Source organism: Streptococcus oralis (genome assembly GCF_016127915.1).
GTDB lineage: Bacteria > Bacillota > Bacilli > Lactobacillales > Streptococcaceae > Streptococcus > Streptococcus oralis_BO.
Map to the genome: position 1 here is coordinate 663,354 of NZ_CP066059.1, position 13,038 is coordinate 676,391.

Sequence of the window (13,038 nt, forward strand, 5' to 3'; positions counted from 1 at the left end):
ATCACGTTTCCAAAATATGTCAAGCGTTTTGCAGAATTTTTTATTCCCTTTCTTTTTTCTCTGATTAATTTTGCTCGTTTTTGAGGGATATTCTCTTTTTCCTCAAAAAAATATCTTAATACTTGAGGAATCAAGGCTTTTATTTACATTTTCTTTCATTTTTTCGTGAAAATTTGCCAGATTTCCTTTACTTGATTTCTGGCAATCGTTTGACATATTTTTCTCTTTTTTAACATAAAAGACTTGCTTTTTTTGTCGAAAACGTTTACTATTATTATAGAATAGAACTTATGGAGGAAAGATAAAATGGAATGGACAACTGAGCGCCGTTACAGACGCTATGAAGACTGGTCTAGTGATGAAATCAAGCAAATTAAGGAAAAGATGGCACAATCTCCTTGGCATACTCGTTACCATGTCGAGCCTAAAATGGGGCTTCTCAATGATCCAAATGGCTTTTCTTATTTTGATGGCAAATGGATTCTCTTTTACCAGAACTTCCCTTTTGGCGCAGCCCATGGGTTGAAGTCTTGGGTGCAGCTTGAAAGTGATGATTTAGTGCGCTTTACAGAAACTGGAGTCAAAGTTTTGCCAGATACTCCATTGGATAGCCACGGTGCCTACTCTGGTTCTGCCATGCAGTTTGGCGATCAGTTGTTCCTATTTTATACTGGAAATGTCCGTGATGAAAACTGGATCCGTCACCCATACCAGATTGGCGCTTTGATGGACAAGGATGGCAAGATTACAAAGATTGACAAGATCTTGATTGACCAGCCAGCAGACTCTACTGACCACTTCCGCGACCCACAAATTTTTAACTTTAAAGGTCAATATTTTGCCATCGTAGGTGGACAGGACTTGGAGAAAAAAGGCTTCGTCCGTCTCTACAAGGCTGTGGACAATGATTATACAAACTGGCAAGCAGTTGGCGACCTTAACTTTGCTAACGACCGCACTGCCTACATGATGGAATGTCCAAATCTAGTCTTTGTAGGGGAGCAACCTGTCCTTCTCTACTGCCCACAAGGATTGGATAAGGCTGTTCTAGACTATGACAATATCTATCCAAACATGTACAAAATCGGGGCTTCCTTTGATCCTGAAAATGCTAAAATGGTAGATGTGTCTCCATTGCAAAATCTAGACTATGGTTTTGAAGCCTATGCAACTCAAGCATTTAACGCTCCAGATGGACGTGCACTAGCAGTAAGTTGGCTTGGGTTGCCAGATGTTTCTTACCCATCTGACCGTTTTGACCACCAAGGAACCTTCTCATTAGTCAAAGAACTCACTATCAAAGATGGCAAACTATACCAATATCCTGTCTCAGCCGTCAAAGAACTTCGTTCTTCTGAAGAGGTCTTCTCAAATCATACCCAAACCAATAACACCTATGAACTGGAGCTCAACTTGGAGGCCAATAGCCAAAGCGAGATTGTCTTACTTGCTGATAAAGAAGGCAAGGGGCTTTCAATCAACTTTGACCTTGTCAATGGACAGGTGACAGTGGATCGTAGTCAGGCTGGTGAACAGTACGCCCAAGAATTTGGTACGACTCGTTCTTGCCCTATCGAAAACCAAACTACTACTGCCACTATCTTCATTGACAAGTCAGTCTTTGAAATTTTCATCAATAAAGGAGAAAAAGTATTTTCTGGTCGTGTCTTCCCACATGCGGACCAAAATGGTATCCTCATCAAATCTGGAAACCCAACTGGAACTTACTATGAATTAGATTATGGTCGCAAAACTAACTGATGTCGCAAAACTTGCAGGCGTCAGCCCCACTACCGTCTCACGGGTCATCAATAAAAAGGGGTATCTATCTGAGAAAACCATTCAAAAGGTTAATGAAGCCATGCGAGAATTGGGCTACAAACCCAACAATCTGGCTCGAAGCCTCCAAGGAAAATCTGCCAAGTTGATTGGACTTATTTTTCCAAACATCAGTCATGTCTTTTATGCGGAGTTGATTGACAAGTTGGAACACCAACTCTTCAAGAATGGCTACAAGACCATCATCTGTAACAGCGAACATGACTCTGAAAAAGAACGGGAGTACATTGAAATGCTGGAGGCCAATCAGGTCGACGGTATCATTTCTGGAAGTCACAACTTGGGAATCGAAGACTACAATCGTGTGACGGCACCGATCATTTCCTTTGACCGAAACTTGTCACCAGACATCCCTGTCGTCTCCTCTGATAACTACGGTGGCGGAGTCCTCGCCGCCCAAACCTTAGTCAAGACAGGAGCTCAGTCTATCATCATGATTACAGGAAATGATAACTCGAATTCACCGACTGGACTGCGCCACGCTGGTTTTGCATCTGTTCTCCCAAAAGCGCCTATTATCAATGTTTCGAGTGACTTTTCTCCCGTCCGAAAAGAAATGGAAATCAAGAATATCTTGACCCATCAGAAACCAGATGCGATTTTTGCTTCGGATGATTTGACAGCTATCCTAGTGATTAAAATCGCTCAGGAGCTGGGAATTTCTGTTCCTGATGAGCTCAAGGTCATCGGCTATGATGGGACTTACTTTATCGAAAACTACTATCCTCACCTGACAACGATTAAGCAACCTATGAAAGAGATTGCCCAACTCACTGTTGATCTTCTCTTGCAGAAGATTGAAGGCAAGGAAGTAGCGACAACTGGTTACTTCTTACCAGTCACCCTATTACCAGGAAAAAGTATTTAATACTCTTCGAAAATCTAAAAGCACAAGAAAACTCAGACGAATTCGTCTGAGTTTTTTTATGATCTTAAGTTTTCAAGATAGCGCTGAGCTGTCTCTAGGTTAAAGGTTTTGTCTGCAATAAGGCGCTCAACGAGGGGAGCAACCTCGGACTCACTAGCACCTGCTAGGAGAGCTAGGGATTTGGCAGAAGGATTTTAGTCTCGTTTTTCCAATCAAAAAATGTTGAACATTTAGTTCTGAAACACTCTAAGGCAACAGATACAAGAAAAATTTTCTTATGCTCTTCTACAAGTTTTTTACCCAACTGATGTTATTGTTACCAAATGTCTCCATGATGACTTCATTCGATTTACTTGTCTTCTCCTTTGTTATGTAAGATATCTTCATTTACACAGAATATGCTTTTTCCCTATATTAAAACACTCCTATCTCTAATTTATCAGTTTTCAATAGGGATATTTTTCTTATATCTCATTTTATGTAGTCAATCTCCTACGTATGCGGGAAAAACAACTCTCAAATCGAGCAATTCGGAAAGATGCGGGGATCACACCCGCTTGTGCGGGAAAAACAATGTGTTTAAGTCTTTATCAGTCATGCTGATAGGATCACACCCGCGTGTGCGGAAAAAACGGGCTGTAATCTGTCATTAAGCGGAAGGTCACGGGATCACACCCGCGTGTGCGGGAAAAACTAATGCAGATAATAATAAAGCAAATCCATAATGGGATCACCCCCGCGTGTGCGGGAAAAACTTCCTAAATGTTTTTGAAATTGCTTTAGGCTCAGGATCACCCCCGCGTGTGCGGGAAAAACACCAGGTCTTTTTTTGAGACCGCAAAAGACTACGGATCACCCCCGCGTGTGCGGGAAAAACGGATTTTAAATTTAAGCGTTTATGTCGCGAAAGGGATCACCCCCGCGTGTGCGGGAAAAACTTTTTCAAAATGACCAAGCGGACGGCTCCGCCAGGATCACCCCCGCGTGTGCGGGAAAAACCACTTGAAGCTGGAGCAGTTCCTGATGTAGCTGGGATCACCCCCGCGTGTGCGGGAAAAACTCACTGAGGCCCCACTTAGCCCCCAACTCTTCCAGGATCACCCCCGCGTGTGCGGGAAAAACTTGACGAAATCAATACAGCTTTACCTGAGTTTGGGATCACCCCCGCGTGTGCGGGAAAAACAAACGCCTTTGAGAGCTTGATGTCAAGGCAAGAGGATCACCCCCGCGTGTGCGGGAAAAACACTTTTGCCGTCATCTCTTGTCCATTGACAATAGGATCACACCCGCGTGTGCGGGAAAAACTCAGGCAGTCAAAAAAACACTATGACTTTGACAGAATCACACCCGCGTGTGCGGGAAAAACTTTGACTTGTAGCGACGGTCTGAGATTTCTTTAGGATCACACCCGCGTATGCGGGAAAAACTTAGGACTTGAGAGCAAACCTGCCTCAAGCTCAGGATCACACCCGCATGTGCGGGAAAAACGTGGGTTACACGGAAAGTTACGCTTGTGGACTGGGATCACACCCGCGTGTGCGGGAAAAACTTAAAAATAGAAAGGAAAATTTCTAAAATATTGGGATCACACCCGCGTGTGCGGGAAAAACGGCTTCAAGCGCCTTATTTTGCGTTTTAAGACGGGATCACACCCGCGTGTGCGGGAAAAACCGTTCATGAAATCCTTGAAAGACTTTCGGGGCAGGATCACCCCCGCGTGTGCGGGAAAAACGTAAGGATTGCAGCACTTGAAACGTCTTGCGTAGGATCACCCCCGCGTATGCGGGAAAAACTCACCCTCATGGTCATTGATAGTCATAATCATGGGATCACCCCCGCGTGTGCGGGAAAAACCTACCGTCATTCTTACCGATGACCAAGCCCTCAGGATCACCCCAGCATGTGCGGGAAAAACAAAGGCATTAAAAAGCCCTCTTTACTATACCCAGGATCACCCCCGCTTCTGCGGGAAAAACCACGGTTTCTATTTCAACGGTCAGAAGCAAATGGGATCAATCCCACGTCTGCGGGAAAAACACAACCATTCAAAAGGTCATTTTCTTAGACCCAGGATCACCCTCGCATATGCGGGAAAAACTTACTTGTTTCTTTCTTATTATCTTCAATCGTAGAATCACCCCCGCGTGTGCGGGAAAAACTTCAAGTGCCTTGATTTGCTTATCCTGGTCTTGGGATCATCCCCGCGTGTGCGGGAAAAATATATCAGACATCTTGAAGATGGTAAGAGTCTTGGGATCACCCCCGCTTCTGCGGGAAAAACGGATATCCACCCCGTTCGTACAAGTGAATTGTGGGATCACTCCCGCGTGTGCGGGAAAAACATTTGACTCAATATGGGAATGTCAATCGTGTTAGGATTACCCCCGCTTCTGCGGGAAAAAACCTGCCAAAATGACAAGGATGCTGACTGCACCGGGATCACCCCCGCGTGTGCGGGAAAAATAGGCTATAATCAGTCACCAAACGGAAAGTCACGGGATCACCCCCGCGTATGCGGGAAAAACAGATTGGCAAAGAATATCGCAAGAGCAGTGGTAGGATCACCCCCGCGTATGCGGGAAAAACGTGGTACAGAATACGTCGCTGAAAAAGATTTGGGGATCACCCCCGCGTGTGCGGGAAAAACTGTTCTACGTAAATAAAGCTGACACGATCACTTATTTTAGGAAGTTCTCGCAGAGATGTTTTCTTCGTTCCACTTTTTTTTACCATGATTCGTTTCCCAATGGAATAACGGTCATTAAACCAAAACCGTATGCTTTTTTCTTTCCCATTCCTTCAGTCAAAAGCTTCTTAAAAAGATCTGCATCACTAACTGTTAAGACCCCTTCATAAACAACCTTTATCAATCGGATAGGTTTAACAGCTTTTTTAAACACCTCATAACCACGTTCAACGATTGAAAAATCTTCTTTTATCAGTGAGAATCCATTTTTGTCAGAGCGTTCTACTAGATAATTCATCTGATGTTCACTCGTAATATGAGGTTTTACAATACCTCTTTTAAGATTATCTGGTGATACTAAGGAAATAACTGGATTAAGCACCACTCGAAATTTCATTCGGCTACCAGTATAGATGTTATCTAAAAATTGTTGATAATCCTTGGTTTGAGCACTACCAGCAACCCCATATTTTTCTAATCCTTGTAAATCAGGTTTATTTTTACTAACAATAATCAGGTAATCTTTATCTTGGATACGATCTATACGCCATAATTTTCTTGTTCGAATAGATTGTTCCATTTCTTCTGGAAAACTCTCTTCTACCCAAGCATGATATGCGCCTATATGTGTTAAGCGCCTAATTTTTCGGCGATTGGTCCGATCAATTTCTACTCTTGAGATATACATACCATCAATCTCCTATACTCTTAAAAACATCATGTGCCGTATTTTTATCTCGAAACGAATTCCGAACTTGAACCAGTTCTCTAGTTTCATACCTATAGCCAAATCTTCTCCCCTTTTGTGAAAAAGACTTGACAACATCTTGTCTCAATTGATAAATACCTCTATCGGTTAAATGTCTATCAGAATAGATTTCTAAAGTTACGGCATCCATAAACTTTCTCTTCATAAACCATGGTGAAGCTTGCCATTCAAGAGTTCTCAAACTTTCAACTGCTCCAATCTCAGTTTCACCTAAGATAAAATCTGCAGTCAACGGCAGAGCCCTTCTTCCCATAAATGGTTGGAAATAGGGATTTCTCAAAGCTTGTAAAATCATTTCCAAAAACTGCTCATTATTATGAGAAAGAGCCACTACAAAAACAGCATCTTCTAAATAATAACGATTTGTGACATAATTTCGTTCAAACTTTCCTTTTTCTGTATACTTCTGTGCAATATGAAAATCTCTGAGTAAATTTCCTTGTTGATCCACTCGAACTGCAAAATCCAGCTCGTTTAAACGAACAATTTTTTCATCATCGTCTCGACGATATCCTAGACTTGAAGCAATCAACCCAATAACAGAACTCTTAGAAGGATAAAAATCCGTATGTCTTGTTTCGAAATGTGAACTTGTCCCCCAAGATTGCAAAGGACCAGCAAATTTCAACAAAATAGTCTTCATGCCATTCACCTATTTTTTGAGGAATTGTTCTAAGGTTTCCGAAAAATCTTTTAATAATTCTGAAACTGAATATTTTTCCTCACCAATTTGTTTTAAACTCTCATTTTCATCCAAAGTCACATAGAAAGTCAAAAGTGGTTTATTCACGAATTTTTCAACTCTTGTATACTCTTTAGACAGTTTTTCAATAGATTTCGCCACATAACCATCCGTTGATTTAACTGGTTCTTCAAAAGCACTGACAAGATTAACAGGACGATCATCACGCAAAGAAACGATTAGAGCCTGCGGTAAAGTTTGATTGGCAAAAGTATTCACTTTTCCTGTCGGGAGGGAATTTGCAAATGCTTCGATGAATAAATTCAAACTGTTCTTTAAGGATTTCTCATCCTCTAGTTGTTTTGATAATTCATGAATCGCAACATTGGCATAACGATAGAGCGTAGAAGAGTTAAATTCGATGGTTCCCAGCATACCTGCACCTGCATTATCCTCTGGAGCTAAATCATCAATAGCAGTAAAGAAATCAAATTCAGTTTGTACAGCATGTGTTGAAATAGCATGAGCAACTTGAGAGGAAGCATCCTCGTTTAGAACTGGATCTTCAGCTACCATTCGACCGAACATAGCAACATCAATGGCTGGATTTGAGTTAGCTAGTTTTTGAAGTTCCTTTTTATCAGTCAGATTTTCATAGGCTGCTTGAGCTAATTTCTCAGCTTGTCTATCCCCCATAAAGTAAAGTGCCTTGACTTTACCTTTTTTCTTAATTCCAGTAGCTATCAAGACTGTATCTGCTTTGGTTAGTGCATCTTCAAAACTGATAGAATTATCTAGTTCTACAATTTTACCCGCAACATACCTTACAATGTCTTTTGTTCGGACACCGACATTTGACTGTTCTCCATAAGTATTAAAATAGTCTCTTATAGCTCTCTTCCAAGCTTGAGAACTCACGCGCGATCTTTTTACGCCACCGTACTGAGCAGTCTTTGGGCTACCTGTATCATCTCTATTCATATTTGAAGGTGGCAAGGTTTGTATAGCATGAATATCTAAAAATAAGCGTTGGTTAGTTGTCATTGTGTTTTTCTCCTTTGATTTGTTTATAATATGATCTTGCCCAATTTAGGCGAAGATTTTCTTGTACATTTTTTAAAAACCAATACAAGTCTTCAGCTAACTTAGCATAATCAACCTTTGTAGCAGGAGACTTTGTTTTGAGCAACATCATCATGTGGCGTAAATGGTAGATCAACTCTTCAAAAGTTGATGATGTAATCATAACATTGAACCTTCTGTCAATGGCTGTCGTGTCATCTCCTTTTCGAAGTTGACTAAGAGCAGAACCGATATTTTGATAAGTATCGGGCTCATCTAACATCACACTGGTTGAAGTTCCTTGTTGATGTAAGGCGTAAAATTGGATAGCTGTATAAATCGCTAACTCCTCATAGCTAGGCTGCTGGTATGAATTGACGAACTCCTCTGGTAAATGCTCAAATAAAATCGGCCAGATATCTGTTGCATCGCTCAAGGGTTTACCCAACGTTTTTCTAATTTTGGCCAGTGCGGCTTTACTCAATGGTGACTCCAACTCATAACTCAATTGTCTAATAATTCTTTTTGTGACAGAACCAACTGTCTGTTTGGATTGTTCCAACACACACACCTCCTATTTTAATTGTTGATGAAGCAAATATTCAAATGAATTATAGGCAGTTGCAATATTTTTTATTCGACCATCTTTTTCAATGCCGAGGTAGTCCCTAGTTCCTCCGTGACCTAAGATGCTCTTTGCTTCAGCTTTAACCATTTTTTTCAGCAAATCTCTCCATTCTTTGATTTTAGGATCCTTTTCATCATCTGGTAGGATACTGGATAACCATTCTCGAAAAGGGTGATCGATTTTGAAATAGAGCATTTCAACCATCTGATTAGTATAATTGTTGTTTGAGATATTCCTGATTTCTTTTAGTTCCTCTATATAGCGTTTATATACTTTGGAAATGACAGTTTTTGTTTCTTCTACCACCTCATTAATACGTGGTACCCAACCACTCTCATTAAAATCCGCCAAAACTAAATCATTGATAAGTATAGAGTCAATAACTTCATCAGTTGGAAGCCATGAAGTAGCATTTCCATCATCCTGCATACTAATGGAAATAATATTAAATAATCTATTTCCTATTATGTCACCTATATCTCCGAGCCAATCAATAATTCCCGGTTTTCTAAAGTGCCCTGTTCTATCTTCTACTGCTAGCAAACCAAATGACCGCCACAACGATTGATTCAAGAGATGTTTCCTAGGAGTATAGCTATCTTTATTTTCTCCTGTAGTATTATATTTCCATGTTGTCATCGGCTCTAAAAAATTGTCCCGATGATTAATTTCGGGTAATTTTACAATCTCAAAAGAGAAAGGCTTATTTAAATCATATTCTGGATCAATATAAATCCCTCTGCTCCAAATCGTATACAGATTAGCTAAATCTGTACATTCACTACCAAACAAATAGCGATTAATATTATCAGAACTAGCAAATTCCCAACAGGGACATTGAATACTTTCTAAATTACCATGATCATAGAATGGCAAGATACAATTTAGTAACAGCGTTTCAAATAAAGAAGTTCCCTGTATAAAAACTGCCCCGATATCAAACAACCAGCCCTTTGACACTTTATATTTTTCTTTTCCAAAAATAACTTTATCGGATAATCCTGAGTACCCTTGAAAAGTTAAAAGCCATCGTGTAACTTCGGAAGCAGTCAGTTGTTCTTTATTTTTACTATTCTTTGGGGAAAATAAGGCTAACTTATTCTCACTCTCTGAAATCGTTCTATTGATATTTTTCCCAGAGATACTGCTTGCTTTTGCTTTACTAATTTTGTCTGCTACAATATCCTCTTTTCTAACTTGAAAAAATGGATATTCCTTATCAAATAAGTAGAAGCGATCCCGCCATTTTTCTAGGTAATGACTAACAATGTCTGGGAACTTACCACTTTCCCAAAGATCTATCCATGTATCATATAAATCATCCTGATAGTCAGCAATATCAGATTCTTCCACAGGCTCAATTTGTTTAAACCGCTCATCTACTGCCAGATACTCATAGACATTACCATCTGCATCAAAGCGTGAAAAGACAGTATGTAACACAGCCAGCAAAACTCGCAGCACAGCAAAATCTTGCGTTTTTGTATCTCCTGCTAAATCTTTGTACTGATGAGCATTTATAAATAATTCCTGCAAGGAAACTTCTTTTGTTGTTCCTTTTTCATCATAAACGACAGAAATCCAGGGTTCATCTAGTAAATTAAATCGACTCATTCTTATTTAACCTCTCCGTTGTAATCCCATATTTTTTATCATATAAGAGTTTAAACCCATTGAGAATAAACTCATTGTTTTCATCAAAAATAATCCCGAGAGCTCCTTTTAACCATGATGAATTTCGCCATTGACTTAAATAGCTGTTGTTATACCTTTCAAGCTCTTCAATAGTTTGATCGATATTATAGCCCTTGGATAAACTCATAGGAAGTCGTAAAGTATTTTGTGCTACTTTTTTAGCGACCAAAGGATTATCAATATTCTGAGATATATCTTGATTTTCAATAAATAAGCTATAGCCATCAGACATTTTTTTTAAAGCAATCACTTCAATTGTATCTTCAACATCACGAACCTGAGCATTAGATTTTTCTTCACTATCGTTTGGATGCAGGTTCTTCAACCAACCAATCAGACTATTGTTTCTATGTCTCGATATTTTTAAGACAGGATCATTGATACGGTATGTTCTTGCCTTTGTTTCCTTATTCTTAATCGTGACATCATGCTCCGTCTTAGCATCTAAATATTTTTGCTGAAATTCCTGACTTGAAAACTCAATTGTAAAATCTGGACTATAAACTTTCTGGACTAATGGTGAAATATCATCTGGTAATCTCATGATATCTGGTAAAAAGTGCTGAGTTCTGGCTAACAGATAATCACCATAAACAAAACTACTTCCTTCTTCAAAATCCAACTCTTGGGAAGTTCCTAAAACGTAAAACCTAGCTATTTTATGCTTTTGAGGTCGGTCTATTTGGTGTCGATGAAGTCGTCCAATACGTTGTATTAGCAAGTCCATAGGTGCCAGATCACTTATCATCACATCGAAATCAATATCCAAGGATTGCTCAATCACCTGAGTTCCAATGATAACTTTCTTATGTGGACGGTCTACATTTTTTCCGATTTGTTGTAATAATTCTTTCTCTTTTTGGATTCTTTCGGTCGCAATAAAACTGGAATGAAGTAATTCCACCATATCATCTCCAAAAATTTCCGAAAAGTTTCTTGCCAACTCTTGGGATCTTCTCACTGTATTGACAATGATTCCAACTACTCCACCGCCCTCAAGGGCATCTTTAACAGTTCCCAATAACTGCTCTTCTTGTAAACGAATGATGTGAATGTCTTTTATGTTTTGCTTATTGAATGTTGTAACTTGATAAATCTCTGAGCCATCATTATAAGTGATTAAAGGATAAACGTCTGTCTTTAATTGGTCCGTATTTTCAATATCTCGCCATTTGATCCCCATCCCAGACATATAGCTTTTAAGGATATTTTCTCTTTGTTGAGAAGGTAATGTCGCTGACAAAATGACTACTGGAACACCATAGGCTCCCATCCATTTTATCGCCTCCATCAAATATTGACTCATATAAGCATCATAGGCGTGAACTTCATCAATAATAACAACCTTTTTACTAAAACCTAGATGACGCAAAGCTAAATGTTTTTGTTTCAATGCTAACATTAAGAACTGATCAACAGTCCCCACTACAAAATCATCTAAAGCCGAAGTCTTTCTCCCAGAAAACCATCCATTAATGATAACGCTACCATTTTCTACATCGTCAAAATTAAATGTATTAGCTTTAAGTTTTAAAAAATCTTCGTTTAGAGCTGCTTTCCCGTGTACCAACTGAATAGATAGTATGTCTTCAGAATCATCTTTTAAACTTTCAACCCATTTTTCAATACGATTAAAAATCCCATTCGATGTCGCCTGAGTTGGTAAACCAAAAAAAAGACCGCTTCTTCCCGTCTTAGTAGCTAACTGCTCTGCTGTAATCAATGAAGCTTCTGTCTTCCCTAACCCCATTGGTGCTTCTAGAACTACAATCCCAGGTTTAGATATTTGAGTAATAACATGAGATAAGGTTGATTGAACATTATTAGGTTCAAATCCAAATCTTTCCTTATAGAGACTATCTGGTTTTGAGATATATTTAGGTTGCCACAAACTAGTTTTTTTCCACCTTTCAAACCCATCTTGAAGGCGTCTTAACTTATCTACCTCCTCTTTTTCATTGACACTCAATAAAGGAAAGTAGTGCTCGTTACTAGCGATCCAGTCAGCCATAATCAGCAATCCTGATAAGATAACTTGAGCTGGCTGTTTAATTTTAGGAAGCTCTCTCACAGAGTCAAACCCCAACTCATCTAAAGCACAGTTGAAGATTTCTTTTTGAACCAAATCCCAATTCTTATGGATAGCACTCTCCTTACTTTCATTTTGAAAATAGTTTGAAAGATAGCTCCCTTGATTTTTTACATCCTCAATCGTATCAATCGGTCGTCCATGGTGTCCACCAATAATAGTCGAAATATCCTCTTGAACACCATAACTAGATAGCAAATATTGACCTGCAAGGCTGTGATGACTCTTTTTTGGTGATGATAGTTGAAGTGAACTAATTTTAGTAAATCCTGACTGCTCCAATTTTTCTAATAGTTGAATATCCAAATCATCTGAATTTGCAAATCCTCTTTGAGTTTGAAAAGCTGGAGTTGCTTTCCCGATATCATGAACAGCAGCTAAAAATTGTGCAAGTCGTTTCCCTAAACCGCCATCATGTGTTACTGAATCCAGAGAATCCTCAATCAGTTTTTTTTGCCCCTCACTTAACCAATGCTCCCAGAGAAGTCCAATTATATTTTTTGTATCTTCTAGATGCTGAGACAAGGGTAACCAAAAAAATCTACCATTTTCTTCCTTTTTCTTAGCCCAAAGAGTATCGGACTTTTTCTTAGACATGATTCATCCCCTCTTCATCCCATTTTATATATTTCCATTTTATACCTAAAAGTTTTAAAATACAACAACAAACATGGAAGGGGTTACAAAAACATGCTGTTTTCTAAAGTAGTGTAAACATAA

The 13,038-nt window shown here is 39.3% G+C and carries 8 protein-coding genes; 2 read left to right on the top strand and 6 right to left on the bottom strand.

Annotation, left to right across the window (positions count from 1 at the left end):
* Window positions 1-306: 306 nt before the first annotated feature.
* Window positions 307-1,761 carry a sucrose-6-phosphate hydrolase gene (locus tag I6H78_RS03210; protein ID WP_198460014.1) on the top strand — a complete coding sequence of 485 codons (1,455 nt, stop codon included), beginning with the start codon at window positions 307-309 and terminating at the stop codon, window positions 1,759-1,761.
* Complete coding sequence (locus tag I6H78_RS03215) at window positions 1,742-2,707, top strand: LacI family DNA-binding transcriptional regulator (RefSeq protein WP_049479116.1); 966 nt, start codon at window positions 1,742-1,744, stop codon at window positions 2,705-2,707. Before I6H78_RS03210 ends, I6H78_RS03215 begins: the two co-directional genes overlap by 20 nt.
* A 2,726-nt stretch (window positions 2,708-5,433) precedes the next feature.
* Here I6H78_RS03215 and cas6e read toward each other — a convergent pair.
* From cas6e to I6H78_RS03245, 6 genes are read right to left on the bottom strand one after another with little or no spacing between them, the layout of a single operon-like run.
* On the bottom strand, window positions 5,434-6,081 hold the full coding sequence (gene cas6e / locus I6H78_RS03220) for a type I-E CRISPR-associated protein Cas6/Cse3/CasE (RefSeq protein WP_000275970.1): 648 nt from the start codon (window positions 6,079-6,081) through the stop codon (window positions 5,434-5,436).
* Between the two features lie 4 nt (window positions 6,082-6,085).
* Window positions 6,086-6,805 carry a type I-E CRISPR-associated protein Cas5/CasD gene (gene cas5e / locus I6H78_RS03225; RefSeq protein ID WP_000849181.1) on the bottom strand — a complete coding sequence of 240 codons (720 nt, stop codon included), beginning with the start codon at window positions 6,803-6,805 and terminating at the stop codon, window positions 6,086-6,088.
* Window positions 6,806-6,814: 9 nt separating this feature from the next.
* Window positions 6,815-7,888, bottom strand: a complete 1,074-nt coding sequence (gene cas7e, locus I6H78_RS03230) for a type I-E CRISPR-associated protein Cas7/Cse4/CasC (protein ID WP_000210568.1) — start codon at window positions 7,886-7,888, stop codon at window positions 6,815-6,817.
* Entirely contained in the window at window positions 7,878-8,471 is a 594-nt protein-coding gene (gene casB / locus I6H78_RS03235) for a type I-E CRISPR-associated protein Cse2/CasB (protein WP_000893380.1), read from the bottom strand. Before casB ends, cas7e begins: the two co-directional genes overlap by 11 nt.
* Before the next feature lie 9 nt (window positions 8,472-8,480).
* A complete protein-coding gene (locus tag I6H78_RS03240; RefSeq protein WP_000086037.1) occupies window positions 8,481-10,148 on the bottom strand; it encodes a type I-E CRISPR-associated protein Cse1/CasA in 1,668 nt (555 codons plus the stop codon).
* Entirely contained in the window at window positions 10,135-12,915 is a 2,781-nt protein-coding gene (locus I6H78_RS03245; protein ID WP_000038362.1) for a CRISPR-associated helicase/endonuclease Cas3, read from the bottom strand. The genes I6H78_RS03240 and I6H78_RS03245 overlap by 14 nt, the downstream gene beginning before the upstream one ends.
* Window positions 12,916-13,038: the final 123 nt, after the last annotated feature.

Excerpts from the sequence above, each read along its gene's own strand:
- I6H78_RS03215 (WP_049479116.1), top strand. The coding sequence starts at position 1,742 with ATGGTCGCAAAACTAACTGATGTCGCAAAACTTGCAGGCGTCAGCCCC.
- I6H78_RS03245 (WP_000038362.1), bottom strand. The coding sequence starts at position 12,915 with ATGTCTAAGAAAAAGTCCGATACTCTTTGGGCTAAGAAAAAGGAAGAA.
- I6H78_RS03210 (WP_198460014.1), top strand. The coding sequence starts at position 307 with ATGGAATGGACAACTGAGCGCCGTTACAGACGCTATGAAGACTGGTCT.
- I6H78_RS03240 (WP_000086037.1), bottom strand. The coding sequence starts at position 10,148 with ATGAGTCGATTTAATTTACTAGATGAACCCTGGATTTCTGTCGTTTAT.
- cas6e (WP_000275970.1), bottom strand. The coding sequence starts at position 6,081 with ATGTATATCTCAAGAGTAGAAATTGATCGGACCAATCGCCGAAAAATT.
- cas5e (WP_000849181.1), bottom strand. The coding sequence starts at position 6,805 with ATGAAGACTATTTTGTTGAAATTTGCTGGTCCTTTGCAATCTTGGGGG.
- cas7e (WP_000210568.1), bottom strand. The coding sequence starts at position 7,888 with ATGACAACTAACCAACGCTTATTTTTAGATATTCATGCTATACAAACC.